General features: G+C 72.4%; 10 protein-coding genes. 8 read left to right on the top strand and 2 right to left on the bottom strand.

From position 1 onward, the window contains the following. Window positions 1–2 precede the first annotated feature (2 nt). Complete coding sequence (locus HD601_RS25455) at window positions 3–1,082, bottom strand: hypothetical protein (RefSeq protein WP_184826668.1); 1,080 nt, start codon at window positions 1,080–1,082, stop codon at window positions 3–5. Window positions 1,083–1,219: 137 nt separating this feature from the next. On the opposite strand from HD601_RS25455, the gene HD601_RS25450 reads away from it, so the two are divergent. Both HD601_RS25450 and HD601_RS25445 read left to right on the top strand, forming a co-directional pair. Next, window positions 1,220–2,614, top strand: a complete 1,395-nt coding sequence (locus tag HD601_RS25450) for a hypothetical protein (protein WP_184826666.1) — start codon at window positions 1,220–1,222, stop codon at window positions 2,612–2,614. A 12-nt stretch (window positions 2,615–2,626) separates the two neighbouring features. Next, the gene (locus tag HD601_RS25445) at window positions 2,627–3,358 is read left to right on the top strand and encodes a M50 family metallopeptidase (RefSeq protein WP_184826664.1); all 732 of its coding nucleotides are present in this window, start codon (window positions 2,627–2,629) and stop codon (window positions 3,356–3,358) included. Window positions 3,359–3,368: 10 nt separating this feature from the next. On the opposite strand, the gene HD601_RS25440 is transcribed toward HD601_RS25445, so the two are convergent. Next, window positions 3,369–4,508, bottom strand: coding sequence for a mandelate racemase/muconate lactonizing enzyme family protein (locus HD601_RS25440; RefSeq protein WP_184826662.1), 1,140 nt, complete (start codon window positions 4,506–4,508; stop codon window positions 3,369–3,371). A gap of 169 nt (window positions 4,509–4,677) precedes the next feature. Between HD601_RS25440 and HD601_RS25435 the strand changes: the two genes are divergently transcribed. From HD601_RS25435 to HD601_RS25410, 6 genes are all read left to right on the top strand, one after another. Then, entirely contained in the window at window positions 4,678–5,685 is a 1,008-nt protein-coding gene (locus tag HD601_RS25435; protein WP_184826660.1) for a LacI family DNA-binding transcriptional regulator, read from the top strand. 91 nt (window positions 5,686–5,776) lie between these two features. Then, window positions 5,777–7,177 carry an ABC transporter substrate-binding protein gene (locus tag HD601_RS25430; protein WP_184826658.1) on the top strand — a complete coding sequence of 467 codons (1,401 nt, stop codon included), beginning with the start codon at window positions 5,777–5,779 and terminating at the stop codon, window positions 7,175–7,177. 17 nt (window positions 7,178–7,194) lie between these two features. Next, window positions 7,195–8,142, top strand: coding sequence for an ABC transporter permease subunit (locus HD601_RS25425; RefSeq protein ID WP_184826656.1), 948 nt, complete (start codon window positions 7,195–7,197; stop codon window positions 8,140–8,142). Continuing rightward, window positions 8,139–9,008 (top strand): carbohydrate ABC transporter permease, encoded by an 870-nt coding sequence (locus HD601_RS25420; protein ID WP_184826654.1) that lies wholly within the window; start codon window positions 8,139–8,141, stop codon window positions 9,006–9,008. Before HD601_RS25425 ends, HD601_RS25420 begins: the two co-directional genes overlap by 4 nt. Before the next feature lie 40 nt (window positions 9,009–9,048). After that, window positions 9,049–11,364, top strand: coding sequence for a hypothetical protein (locus HD601_RS25415; protein WP_184826652.1), 2,316 nt, complete (start codon window positions 9,049–9,051; stop codon window positions 11,362–11,364). A gap of 14 nt (window positions 11,365–11,378) precedes the next feature. Beyond that, complete coding sequence (locus HD601_RS25410; protein WP_184826650.1) at window positions 11,379–13,703, top strand: hypothetical protein; 2,325 nt, start codon at window positions 11,379–11,381, stop codon at window positions 13,701–13,703. Window position 13,704: the final 1 nt, after the last annotated feature.

Below are 13,704 nucleotides of genomic sequence, written 5' to 3'. Positions count from 1 at the left end.
TCCTACTCGCGGCCGCGTTTCACCAGGGCCGCGACGCTGTGGCCGACCGACGCGACCAGGAGTGAGCCGGCGGCGCCGGCCGCGACGCCGTAGAGCAGGAGCACCAGCTCCTTGCGCTGGGCGGCGTCGCGGTCCTCGAGGATCAGCACCGGCTGCTCGGTGAAGATCAGCTTGGTGCCGCTGCGCTGCCCCGTGAGGGTCGTCGACCAGCCGTCGTAGCCGACGGTGAAGGGCGGGTAGGACGTGAGGACGTCGAGTCCGGCCTGCCGGGTGACGGTGGTGCCCGCCGTCAGGCCGGTCTGGTGCACGAGGTCGTCGCCGGCCTGCGCGACGACGTTGACCTGCGGCATGAGGAAGGTCTTGCGCGCCGCCAGCTCGTAGAGCGAGTTCTTCGACTCGCGCCAGACGTACTCGGCGGGGATGGTGCACTCCTCGGCCCAGAGGATGCTCTGCGCCTCGTCGTACCAGCGGCTGGTCGTCGAGTGGTCCTCGGTGAGCAGCCCGAGCGTGCTGGTGAACACCTGGTACTCGGCCGAGTGCGGGTCGGGGAGGTCGTCGGCCGGGTTCTCGTCCGGCGCCTCCGGGGCGGAGGCGGAGGCGGAACCGGACGCGGGGGCGACGGTGTCGCCGTCGTCCGAGCGGTAGTTCAGCGCCGACCGCCGGGTGCTGGCGAGGTCGACCTTCACCGCCATCTGCGCGCCGGCCGACAGCTCGTCGAAGCCGGTGTCGGCCGCCGCGGCGCCGTCCGGGCCACAGGTGATCGGCGCGTCGAGCCCGCTGCTCGCGAACGTCACCTGGACGTCGACCGGGACGTAGTCCCACTGCTCCTTCAGGCTCGGGCTGCGGCCGTAGTAGACGAACGACAGGTCGCCGTCGTCGTCGACGCTGGTCTGGACCGTCAGGTCGAAGTCGCGGTCACCGCCGCCCGACGTGGCGAGCACGATCAGCAGCCGCGGCGCCTGGTCGACGGTGCCGGACCCGGCCCACACGTCGTGGACCTGCCAGGCCAGCGCGCCGCCGAGGACGAGCGCGCACGCGAACGCCCCGCCTGCGCGCAGCGCGTGCTCACGTGCGGTCAGCACCTGATGGACCTCCGTGCCCCCAGCGGAGACGTGCAACAGTCCCGGGTGCCTCCGGGACCGTATCGATCAAGGATATCGGGACCAGGGCGACCCGTAGGATCCTGGGGCACCACCCGCCCGAGCCCGAGGAGAACCGCATGCAGGACGCCCGCACGGTGCCGGTCGCCGGACCCGGCATCGCCGCGCGGACCGGCTGGCTGGTGCTCCTGGCGCTGGTCTTCCTGATGCTGGCCGTCCCGCTCGGGTGGCTGACCGGGTGGGACCGCGCGGAGCTGTGGGACTCCAGCACCCGGGCGCTGACGCTCACCACCGCGGCGGCGGGCCTGCTGCTGGTGGTCCTGACGGCGTGGACGGTGCACCGCCTGCCGGGCAGCACGGCCCGTCGCGAGATCGTCGTCGACGCCGGCGGGCTGCTCGTCACTGAGCACGCCAAGTGGTGGCACCGGGGCCGCTGGGCCCGCATCGGCTGGGACGGCGTGCAGGTCGTCAACGCGCCCGGCCCCGGCGAGCGGCTCGAGCTGTACCTCGCGCGCGAGGTGCCCGGCCTGCCGGCGTTCGCCGCGACCGACGTCGCCGTCGAGGCCGACACCGAGATCGACGGGATCCGGGTCCCCGCGCCGCGGCTGCGGCTCGGCGCGCCGGTCGCGCGGGAGGTCGCCGAGGCGGTGGCCGAGTGGCGGCCGGACCTCTTCTACGCCGGCAGCGGGGTCGACCAGTGGTTCACGCCGCCACAGGCCGCCGGCCCGGCAGCGGTCCTCTTGTACGACGGCGGCAGCGGCGGCTCCGTCGTGCCCGACACCGCGGCGCCGCCGGAGGTGCCCCGTCCGGCCGGGCCGGTCTGGCTGGATCACGGAGAGACCTGGCCGCGGCTGCTGCTCGCGATCGCCGCGCAGGTCGTGGTGCTGGCCGGCGGCGGGTACCTGATGAACGACCCGTTCGGCCTGCCGACGGTGGCGGCGGCGCTGGTCGCGCTGGTGCTCCTCGTCCCGTTCCTGTTCTGCTGCCTCACGCTGCCGGTCTCGCTGTGGCTGCTGCCGCGGCTGACCGCCGGGGTCGGCATCCTGGTGTCGGCCGACGGGCTGGAGATCGTCCGCAAGCGGCGGTGGCGGCCGCGGGCGCTCGAGCGGACCGCCGTCAGCTGGGAGTGGGTGCAAGTGGCCGTCACGCGGCGTGCGCTCGACATCGTCGCGAGCCAGGCCGGGAGGCGCCGCTTCGTGGACGTCTACCTGCACGAGAACGCGCCGGTTCCGGTCCCGGCCCCCGGGATGGGGGCCGACGTGACGGCGACGCGGCACGCGGGGCCGGACGCCCTCGGCACCGGGATGCTGGTGCGCTACCCGGCGATCCGGCTGCGCCTGGCCTACCGGCACGACCTGGAGCCGCGCGGCCGCACGCGCTGGACCGGGGTGCCGAGCGGGGGCGACGGCGGCTCGCTCCGGCTGCCGGCCCACCAGCTCCGCCCCGCGCTGCTGGCCTTCCGGCCGGACCTCTGCCTGCCACGGCTTCGACGACCTGTGGGAGGGGACGGGTAGGGTCGGGCGGTGATGACGGAGGCGAGCGACGGGGTGCGCGACTGGTTCGCGAACGTCCGGGTCGACGAGACGCTGGCGACCATGCCGTCCTCCGTGGTGCTGGGGTTCGCGCTGGCCGGCGTGGTGCTGGCGGTGTACGGGCCGGCCTGGCGGTTCGCCGGCTACCCGGTCACCATCGTGCACGAGCTCGGCCACGTCGTCGCGGCGCTGACGGCGGGGTTCCGGCTGCGCGGGGTGACGGTGCGCGGCGACCTGTCCGGCGCCACGAACTTCTGGTCGCACAGCACGCCGGGCACGCTGTGGACCATGTGGTGGGGCTACCCGGCGCCGGCCGTCGTCGGGTGGGCGCTGGTGTGGGCGGCCACGCACGGCTGGGCCCGGCTGGCGCTCGGCATCCTGGTGGTCTGCCTGGCGCTGGTGTTCCTGCTCTCGCGCAGTTGGCTGACCGTCGCCGTCGTGTTGACGACGGGGATCGCGTTCGGCCTGGTCGGCTGGTACGGGTCGGCCTGGCTGTGCACCGTCGTGGTGTACGGGTTCGCCTGGCTGCTGACGGTCGGCGCGGTCCGCGGGCTGTGGGCCGTCGTGCGCGCGCACACGAGCGGGCGCGGCGTCGAACAGTCCGACGCGCACCTCATGGGGCGGCGCTCGTTCGTGCCCGGCGGCGTGTGGCTGCTCACGTTCGCGATCGTCGTGGGGGCGGCCGTCTGGTTCAACGTCGCCTCCGTGCTCGACGCCCTGGCCTGACGAAACTCCCTCACCAGTTGGTGTAGGCGCCGTCGGGCGTGCGCAGGTGCGGCCGCTCGGCAGCGGTAGCCCGCAACTTCCGGGCCGCGTCGCGGTCGATGTCGACGCCGATGCCGGGCAGCTCGTTGCGCTCGACCCAGCCGGCCCGCACGGCCGGCCGCGCGGTGAACAGCGCTGCCGTCGCGGGTTCGGGGTCGACCTGGTGCTCCTGCACGCCGACGTTGGGACTGGCCAGGTTGAGCTGCAGCGACGCGGCGGCGGTGACCGGGCCCAGCGGGTTGTGCGTGGCCAGTTTGACGTAGTGCGTCTCGGCCGTGGCGGCGATCTTCCTCGCCTCGGTGAGGCCGGCCGCGACCGCGACGTCGACGCGCGCGTAGTCGATGAGGTCGCGCTCGATGAGGCGCTGGAACTCCCACTTCGAGCCGAACACCTCGCCGGTCGCGATCGGAACGCCCGTCCGCCGGCGCAGCATCTCGTAGCTGTCCAGCGACTCCGCCCGGAGTGGGTCCTCGACGAAGTAGGGGCGGGCCGACTCGATCTCGCGGCAGAGCGTCACCGCCTCGGGCGGGTCGAGGCGGGTGTGCACGTCGAGGATCAGCTCGACGCCGTCGCCGAGGGCGTCGCGCGCGGCGTGCACCAGCTCGATCGACTCGCGCATGCTGGCCCGGGCGTCGAGCACGCCGTCGTCGTGCGGGGTGGCGAAGCGCAGGTGCCGCCAGCCCTCGTCGACCAGCGACCGGCACCGGTCGAGGAACGCCTCGCGCCCGCGGTACTGGTCGCCGACGTGGACGTAGCAGGGGACGGCGTCGCGGACGTGGCCGCCGAAGAGCTGGTACACGGGCACGCCCAGCGCCTTGCCGCGGATGTCCCACAGCGCCACGTCGATGGCGGCGATGGCGGCGGAGAGGAACCGGTCGGACGGGAAGAACCCGCGCCGGAACATGACCTGCCAGAGATACTCGATCCGGGTGGGGTCCTCGCCGACGATGAGCTCGGCCAGGTGCTCGATGCCGCCGGCGACCGCACGCTGCCGGGTCCGGATGCCCACCTCGCCCAGGCCATGGATGCCCTCGTCGGTGTCGACCGCCACCAGCATCATGCTGTCGCCGTGGTCGGGAAGGGTGAGCACTTCGCACCCGGTGATCTTCATCGGCGTCCGCGTCCTCTCTGAAAACGATACCGCAAACAAGTCATCGCGGCGGAGTAGACGGTAGCCTATGACCGGGTTTACTGCATAGACACCTCTTGACATGAATCAGAAACGTTTGCAATGCTGCGGGCCGCGTCACCCGTTCACCGCAGAGTCGAGGAGGAACCGCATGGCCGTCACGATCGGCGAGGTCGCCAAGGCCGCCGGGGTGTCCGTCTCGACGGTGTCGCGGGCGCTCAACACCCCCGACCTCGTCAACGCCGTCACCCGGCAGCGGGTCAAGGACGCCGCGGACCGCCTCGGCTACGCGCCCAACCCGGCGGCGCGGTCGCTGCGCGAGGGCCGCACCGAGTCGCTCGGGCTGCTCATCCCCGACATCACCAACCCGTTCTTCCCGCCGATCTTCAAGGCAATGCAGGAGCGCGCGAAGCGGCAGGGCTACACCCTGCTGGTCGCCGACAGCGACGAGCGCGAGGCGGACGAGCTCGAGACCATCGCGGCGGTCTCGAAGAAGGTCGACGGCCTGGTCCTGTGGGCCTCGATGCTGCCTGAGGAACGGCTGGCCGAGCTCGCCGCCCGCATGCCGGTCGTGCTGGTCAACCGGCACGTCCCCGGCGTCGTCGAGGTGCACGTCTCGCTCACCGACGGCATCGCCCAGGCCGCGGAGCACCTCAAGGCGTACGGCCACCAGCAGTGCGTCTTCGTCGACGGCAACGGCAACCGGCCGGACCAGTCGCGGTCCAAGTCGATACGCGAGGCCTTCGACGCCCACGGCCTCGGCCTGATCGAGATCGGCCCGTACGAGCCCCGGTTCGAGACCGGCGTGCACGCCGCGCCGCTGGTGCTCGCGCACGGAGCGACCGCGGTCCTCGCCCACAACGACCTCGTGGCCATGGGCGTCCTGCACCAGCTGGCGGCGCTGGGCGCCTCCGTGCCGGCCGACGTCAGCGTGGTCGGCATCGACGACACCCTGCTGGCGTCGGTCTCGACCCCGTCGCTCACCACCATCAGGATCGCCCCCGACGAGGTGGCCACCAAGGCCATCGACCTGCTCATCGGGCTGGCCCACGGGCGTCAGCCCGCACAGCCCGTGACCGAGGTCGGGTCGCGGCTGATCCCGCGCGGCACGACCGGCCCGGCCAGCCGGGCCACCTTCGCCCGGCGCGACGACGCGTAAGCGCAACGCCGCACCCAGCGCACGCGCCGCAGCGCGAGGCGCCGAACGTCAGTCCCCATCTCCAGGTACGAGGAAGTCCTTGGGAGCGCACATGACCACCATGGCTACACCACGCCCGTTCCGCCTCGCCGCCGTGCTGGCGGGCGGCGTGCTCGCCGCCGGACTGCTCGCGGCCTGCGCCGACGACAGCGCCAGCGAGGGCGGCGGCGACGGCGACACCGTCACCATCCGCGTCCAGGGCCTGCCGCCGGGCACCGACCAGGCCGGCCAGGACCAGTTCAACGCCAAGATCGACGAGTTCGAGGAGCTCCACCCGGACATCCGGGTCGAGGCGTCGACCAACGAGTACGACCCGCAGACGTTCTCGGCCCTGCTGGCCGGCGGTGGCGTCGAGGACGTCATCCGCGTCCCGCTCACCGAGCCACAGGGGCTGATCCAGCGCGGCCAGGTGCAGCCGATCACGGGGTTCCTGGACGAGTGGGAGCACGCCGGCGAACTCAACCCGCAGGTGCTGGAGCCGATCTCCGACGCCGACGGCGAGGTCTACGGCATCCCGCGCTCGCCGTTCGCGCTGGGCCTGGTCTACAACCGGGCGCTGTTCGAGCAGGCCGGCCTCGACCCCGACGCCCCGCCGGCGACCTGGGACGACGTCCGGGCCGCGGCGCAGGCGATCAGCGACGCCACCGGCGTGGCCGGCTTCGTCCACGAGTCGAAGGACGGCCAGGGCGGCTGGCAGCTGACGATGCTGGCGTACGCGCACGGCGGCGAGCTGGAGAAGGCCGACGGCGACACCTACGTCGCGGACTTCCAGAACGACGCCGTCCGCGACTCGCTCGGTCTGCTGCGCGAGATGCGCTGGACCGACCAGTCGATGGGCGAGACGCAGCTGCTCAACCAGGACGACGTCATCCGCCAGTTCGCCGCAGGGCAGATCGGCATGTTCATGGGCACGCCCGGCACGTACCGGCTGGCCAAGCAGAACTTCGGCATGGAGGACACCGCGAACTACGGCGTCACCTCGATGCCGCAGGCCGGCGGCGGCGCCACGATGAGCGGCGGCGAGATCTTCATGGTGCCGGCGTCGGTGCCGGAGGACCGGGCCGCGGCGGCGGTGGAGTGGATGGTCTTCTACTACGCCGAGCCGCAGTACGACCCCGAGGTCGCGGCCGCCGAGGCCGAGGCGCTGGCGCAGGACCCGTCCGCCGCCGTCGGCGTCCCCACGCTGCCGATGTTCGACGACGCCCAGCAGCAGCTGATCAACGAGGCGATCGCCCCGCACGTCAACGTCGAGCTGGAGAACTTCCAGCCCTACCTGGCCGGGACCCCGGAGCTGGAGCTCCAGCCGGAGCCGCCGCTGAACGCCCAGGCCCTCTACCAGGTGCTCGACCCCGTGGTGCAGGCGGTGCTGACCGACCCCGATGCCGACGTCGACGCGCTGCTGGCGGCGGCGGAGGACGAGGCCAACCGGCAGCTCGCGGCCGCCGTCCAGTAGACCGGAGGAACGAACCAGTGACGACGGCGACGGTCACCCGTCCGGCCGAGGAGCAGGCGGCCCAGCAGGTCCGGGCCGCCCGCTCCCGCCGGTGGCGTGCCGGCGGGCGCAGGGAGCTCGTCGGGCTGTTCTTCCTGCTGCCCGCGATCCTGGTGTTCGGCCTGTTCGCGTGGTGGCCGATCGTCCGCGGCCTGATCATCAGCTTCCAGCGGACTGACCTGATGGGCACCAGCACGTGGGTCGGCCTGGACAACTTCCAGGCGCTGTTCGCCGACCCGCTGCTCGGCACCGCGGTGCAGAACACGCTGCTGTTCGTCGGGCTCGGCGTGCTGATCGGGTTCCCGGCGCCGCTGATCCTGGCGTCGGTGCTGTCGACGGTGCGCCGGCTCGGAGGCGTCTACCGGTTCCTCGTCTACCTGCCGGTGGTGATCCCGCCGGTGGTGTCGGTGCTGCTGTGGAAGTGGTTCTACGACCCCGGCGCCGGGCTGTTCAACGAGCTGCTCGGCACAGTCGGGCTGGGACCGTATCCCTGGCTGGAGTCGCCGGACACCGCGATGCTCAGCCTCGTCCTCGAGTCGACCTGGGCCGGCATGGGCGGCACCGTGCTGATCTACCTCGCCGCGATGGTCGGCATCCCGCAGGAGCTGTACGAGGCGGCCGAGATCGACGGCGCGAACCTCTGGCAGCGCATCTGGCACGTCATGCTGCCGCAGCTGCGCACGGTGATCGCGCTGCTGCTGCTCTGGCAGCTGATCAACACCGTGCAGGTGTTCACCGAGCCCTACGTGTTCACCGGCGGCGGGCCGCAGAACGCCACCACCACCGTCCTCCTGCTGATCTTCCGGTACGGGTTCCAGCAGGGCAACTACGGGCAGGCCGCGGCGCTGGCCTTCCTCCTCGCCCTCGCACTGGCGCTGCTGTCGGCGGTGTACCTGCGGGCCACCCGGAGCTGGAGCACGTCATGACCGGATTCGTCTCCGAGAGCAGCCGGCGCCGGCCGGGCACCCGCGGCGCGTTGTTCACCGTCCACGGCCTCACCCTGATCGCGCTGGTGCTGATCGGCCTCGGACCGCTGTACTGGGCGGTCAAGGGCGCGGTCTCGTCGCCGACGGAGCTGGTGACGAACCCGCTGGCGCTGTGGCCGGTCGAGGCGCGTCTGGACAACCTCTCCCTGGCCTGGGACGAGCTGCAGGTCGGCCGGTACGTGCTCAACAGCCTCTGGATCGTGCTCGGCTCGTGGGCGGTGCAGCTGTTCGTCGCCGCGACCGCCGGGTTCGCGCTGTCGGTGCTGCGCCCGCGCATCGGCCCGTACGTGTACGGCGCGATCCTGGCGACGATGTTCGTGCCGTACACGGTGTCGATGGTCAGCCTGTTCCTGACGATCATCGACCTGCCGTTCCTCGGCATCAACATCGCCAACACGTACTGGGCCATCTGGCTGCCGGCCGGGGCCAACGCGTTCAACGTGCTGCTGGCGAAGGGGTTCTTCGACGCGCTGCCGCGAGAGCTGTTCGACGCCGCGAAGGTCGACGGCGCAGGCACCTGGCGGCTGCTGTGGAGCATCGTGCTGCCGATGAGCCGGCCGATCCTCGCCGTCATCAGCCTGCTCGCCGTCATGCACGCGTGGAAGGACTTCATCTGGCCGCTGGTGGCCATCGCCGACCCGCAGAAGCAGCCGATCGCCGTCGCCCTGACGGTGCTGGCCGGCCAGGCGCCACAGGACCAGCTGATCGCCGCCATGGTGCTCGCGCTGGTCCCGCCGGTGATCGTCTTCCTGGTCTTCCAGCGCCACATCGTCGCCGGGCTCGGCTTCACGGGGGTGAAGGGCTAGCAGCTCCGTCCGCACTTCGACGAAGAAGAAGGGACGCACCATGCCCGAACTGTCCAGACGCACGTTCGTCCGGGGCTCGCTCGCGGCCGGCGGCGCGGGACTGCTGACCCCGTCGTTCCTCACCACCGCGCAGGCCGCGGAGGTCACCGTCGCCGATCCGGCCGGCACGGTCACGCTGGCCGCCGACGCGGCGAGCGGCGCGATCCGTGTCCTCGACGCCGGCGGCGCGCACCGGCTGACGCTCACCGAGTTCTGGTACGCGAAGGACATCCGGACGCGCGGCGCGACGTCGGTGACGAAGGTCAGCGACACCGAGCTGCACGTCGAGTACGTCACCCAGCACCCGGACGTCAGCGTGACCGCCGTCGTGGTCGCCGGGCTGCGCAAGGCGCGGGTCCGCTGGGTGGTCGAGGGTACGGCCGCCGTTCCGTCGCAGTTCCTGATCGGCCAGGCCGTGGTGAACGGGACGGTCCGGTACGACCCGCTGGCGCTGTGGAACCGCGACGCCGGCGGCGGGATCCCGTACGAGACCCGGCACGGCGCCTGCTACGCGATGACCTACGCCGACACCCGGCTGCTGCTGCGGCTGCGCGAGAGCACGCCGGCGTTCGGCGGCGGCGTCACCGCGGTCCACGCGCCGGGGGTAGCGGCGGCCGACGGCGAGGGCTGGGTCACCGAGGCGGTGCTGGTGCCCGGCCTCATGCGGGCGCACTCGGCCGGCGTCATCGCCCGCGACATCGTCACCCCGCTGGGCATCGACCTCTGGGCCGACCAGCCGTTCCACGTGTGGAACACCGGCGGTGCCAAGACGGTGAACGCGCAGGTGGTGAACCAGGAGACGGCGGCGCGGCAGGTGCTGGTCAGGTGGACGGCGCGGACCTGGGACGGCGCGGAGCAGTCCGGCACGAGGGGCCCGGCGACGGTCGGCCCGCGGTCGATCTGGAACACGTCGTTCCCGGTCACGATGGGCGGCCGCGACATCGCGTTCGTCGAGGCCGTGGTCGACGACGCCGACCCGGCCGCCCCCAGCGTGGCGGCGTTCGCGCGCACCAACCTGGCGGTGCTGTCGTCGTACGCCTACCAGGCCGGCGAGGACAGCATGTTCGGCCTGGCCAACTACCCGTGGCTGCTCAGCGGGCCGGGCCCGCACGACGTCGCGGCGCTGATGAGGCTGATCGGGATGGCGTGGGTCCGCACCGCCTACGACGGCGCGCCCGGCATCCCGCCCGGCGACCTCGACGGCCACGGACTGCTGCACAACGTCCAGCTCGGCGACCTCCCGATCGGGAAGCCGGCGGCGGAGCAGCAGACGTGGGCGGCCGAGCGGGTGGCGCTGTGCGCCGGGGCCGGCGCCCGCTACTACGAGTGCGACAACGAGCTCAACCTCGTCGAGCCGAACCTGGCCCCCGCGACGTACGTCAGCGACGCGCTGGTCCCGTTGCGCGCGGCGCTCGGCGACACCCCCGCGTTCAAGGTGATGACCTGCGGGCTGGCCGGCCTGGACTCGGTCTGGCTGGACGCGTTCGGCGCGGCGGGCGGGTGGGAGGAGGTCGACGCGCTCGCCTACCACCCCGGCCGGGGCAACTTCGTCGCCGACTACTCGCCGCCGGAGCCGTGGCTGGAGCCCAACGGCGACCGCAAGCCGGAGTACTGGAACTTCATCGGGTCGCTGCGCAAGGCCGACGCCGCACGCGCGAGCACACCGGACGGGCGCAAGGAGCTGTGGCTGACCGAGGCGTACGCGTCGACGCAGCCGAACCGCTGGGGAACCGACACCTACCGGCACGCCGCCGAGAACGTGCTGCTGCAGCTGATGTTCGCCCGTGCGCACGGGGTCCGCTGCGTCACCTGGTACTCGCTCGACGACGGCATCGAGCAGCAGCCGCGCGAGGCCGAGCCCGCCGACATCGAGTACCACTTCGGCCTGCTGGTTCGAGACCGCAGCCCGAAGCCGTCGCTGCTGGCCTTCGCCACGGCGGCCCGCTTCCTCGACCAGGCCGAGTACCTCGGGCGGGTCACGTTCTCCGACCCCGCGGTGAAGGGCCTGCTGTTCGACACGCCCACCGGGCGGTTCCAGGTGCTGTGGACCCGGCACGACGGCTACGTCCTCAACGCCGACCACGACGAGGGCACCACCTACTATCCGCACCCCGAGCCGTCGGTGGACCCGTGGCCGACGAAGACGCAGGTCACGCTGCCCACCCCGGCCGCCACGACCACCGTCCGCGAGCTGAACGCGATCGGCCAGGAGACCCTGCACACCGCCGCCGGGAGCCGGGTGACCGTCACCCTCGACGGCGCGCCGCGCATCTTCGTCGGCCTCGACCTCACCACCACCGACACGTATCCCGTTTAGTGGAGGAACCGACCATGTCCGAACACCACCTCTCCCGCCGGACGTTCGTCGGCGGCTCCCTCGCCGCGGCCGGTGCCGCCGCGGCCGCCGGGCTGCTGCCCGCCGGTGTCGCCCACGCCGCCGGCCCGTTCACGATCGGCGCGGACGGCATCAGCGTCACGGCCGGCACCGACGGCGCGATCGTCGTGTCCGACGGCGCCGGGGTGCAACGGCTGCGGCTGGCGCACTTCCTGGTCAAGGACACCGTGCTCGGGCAGCAGCGCACGTTCGGCGGCACGCCGTCGGCGATCACGCTGCCCGACGGCCGCCCGGCGATCCGGGTCGACTACCGCATGGGCAGCACCGGTGTGGGCATCGCCGTACGCGGCACGTTCGACGTCAGCGCGCGGCGGCTGCACGCCCGCTGGGAGGCCACCAGCGGCAACCCGATGTACCTGAACTCGCAGTTCCACCGGGTGGCGCTGGGCCAGGCCGGCCCGGAGACGACCCGGGCGCTGACCCGCTGGAACCGCGACAGCGGCGGCGGCGTGCCGTACGAGACCAACGACGGCGTCATCTACGCGCGCGGCTGGGCCGACACCGGCGGGTTCATCCGCATCGCCGACAGCAACCCGGCCTGGACCGTGGGCGACTGGGTGCACGTCGCCGGCACCTACCAGGGCGACGTGCTGGTGCACGACGTCGACGTGGTGATCGGCGACCTGCGCCCGGCCGCGGCGAACGCGCTGGCCCAGCAGCGCCCGCTCGGCGTCGACATCTGGACCGACCAGCCGTTCAACCTGTGGGACGGCGCCGGGCACGCGATGGCGGTGCACGCCCAGGCGGTCAACGGCGGCACCACCGCCCGCGACGTCGAGCTGAGCTGGTGGGGCCGCGACTTCGACGGCGTCGTCGTCGCCAGCGGTGCGGAGACCCTCGCCCTGGGCGCCGGAGGTGTCGCCCAGCGCACGGTCGAGTTCCCGTCGGCCGAGCAGGGCATCGTCTTCGTCGAGGTCAGGGTCGCGGCGGGCGGCGACGAGGCGTTCGCGCGGACCACGCTGGCGTCGCTGCGGCCGTACACGTACCAGCCGGGCGGGCGGTTCGGCATCGCCAACTACCCGTGGCTGCTGCAGCCGAGCAAGGCCGACGTCGCCGCCCTCATGCAGCGGATCGGCGTCGCGTCGGTGCGCATCGCCTACAACGGCGCGCCGGGCATCGCGCCGGCCGAACTCGAGCAGCTCGGCATCATGCCGAACATCCAGCACGGCGACGTCGTGTTCGGCGCGACGCCGGAGCAGGCGAAGGCCTGGGCGGCGGAGCTGGTGGACGTCGTCGTCGACGCCGGCGCGCACTACTTCGAGGTCGACAACGAGCGCAACCAGCCGTGGATGTCCGGCCAGTTCACCGAGGAGTACATCCGCGACGGGCTGCGGCCGGTGGTCGAGCGGCTCGCCGAGATCGGCCACGACGTCAAGGTGATGAACAACGGCCTGGGCGGCATGGACGTCAACTGGCTGGACAACTTCCACGCCAACGGCGGCTGGGACCTCATCGACGTGTTCGCGTTCCACCCCGGTCGCGGCAACTTCACCCCCGACTACGCGCCCAGGCCGGACGAGTGGGAGCAGGGCAGCAACGGCAGCTACTGGAACTTCCTGGGCGGACTGCGCGAGGCGCGGCGGCGCCTCGACGAGTACGGCGGCGACAAGGAGCTGTGGCTCACCGAGGCGTACTCGTGCACCCGGCCGAACCACTGGTGGAACGACACCATGCGCCAGTCGGCCGAGAACGTGCTGCTCACGCTGGCGCTCGCGCTCTCAGAGGGGGTCGACGGCGTCAACTGGTACCAGCTGCACGACAGCATCATCCACCAGCCGCAGAAGGCGAACCCGACCAACACCGAGTACCACTTCGGGCTGATGAACCGCGACACCAGCGCCAAGCCGTCGCTGCTCGCGTACGCCACCGCGACCCGGATCCTGGAGGGCGCCGAGTTCGTCCGCTGGCTCGAGTTCGATGATGGGGACGTGAAGGGGCTGCAGTTCGACACCCCGTCCGGGCCGATGTCGATCCTGTGGACGCGGACCGACGGCTACTTCCTGAACGCCTCGCACGACGAGGACGTGGCGTACTACCCGCACCCGGAGGCGTGGGAGGACGACTGGCCGACCAAGACCGACGTCGCGTTCCTCGGCGCCCGGCTGACCGAGGTCGACGTGCTCGGCCGCGAGCGGACCGTCACCGGGTCGCGCGGGGTGATCGGCGTCGTGCTCGACGGGACGCCGCGGGTCTACTACGGACTCGGCGACCAGCCCGAACGCCGGGTCTCGTCGATCACGCACCGTCCGGCGGAGGGCTGAC

The organism is Jiangella mangrovi, from assembly GCF_014204975.1.
GTDB lineage: Bacteria > Actinomycetota > Actinomycetes > Jiangellales > Jiangellaceae > Jiangella > Jiangella mangrovi.
The sequence above is the reverse complement of the archived record's forward strand: the minus strand, read 5'-3'. Positions and strand labels throughout refer to the sequence as shown.

What these genes read in the sequence shown, in the direction of transcription:
- HD601_RS25450 (WP_184826666.1), top strand. Translation starts at nt 1,220, where the DNA reads ATGCAGGACGCCCGCACGGTGCCGGTCGCCGGACCCGGCATCGCCGCG.
- HD601_RS25445 (WP_184826664.1), top strand. Translation starts at nt 2,627, where the DNA reads ATGACGGAGGCGAGCGACGGGGTGCGCGACTGGTTCGCGAACGTCCGG.
- HD601_RS25440 (WP_184826662.1), bottom strand. Translation starts at nt 4,508, where the DNA reads ATGAAGATCACCGGGTGCGAAGTGCTCACCCTTCCCGACCACGGCGAC.
- HD601_RS25435 (WP_184826660.1), top strand. Translation starts at nt 4,678, where the DNA reads ATGGCCGTCACGATCGGCGAGGTCGCCAAGGCCGCCGGGGTGTCCGTC.
- HD601_RS25430 (WP_184826658.1), top strand. Translation starts at nt 5,777, where the DNA reads ATGACCACCATGGCTACACCACGCCCGTTCCGCCTCGCCGCCGTGCTG.
- HD601_RS25420 (WP_184826654.1), top strand. Translation starts at nt 8,139, where the DNA reads ATGACCGGATTCGTCTCCGAGAGCAGCCGGCGCCGGCCGGGCACCCGC.
- HD601_RS25415 (WP_184826652.1), top strand. Translation starts at nt 9,049, where the DNA reads ATGCCCGAACTGTCCAGACGCACGTTCGTCCGGGGCTCGCTCGCGGCC.
- HD601_RS25410 (WP_184826650.1), top strand. Translation starts at nt 11,379, where the DNA reads ATGTCCGAACACCACCTCTCCCGCCGGACGTTCGTCGGCGGCTCCCTC.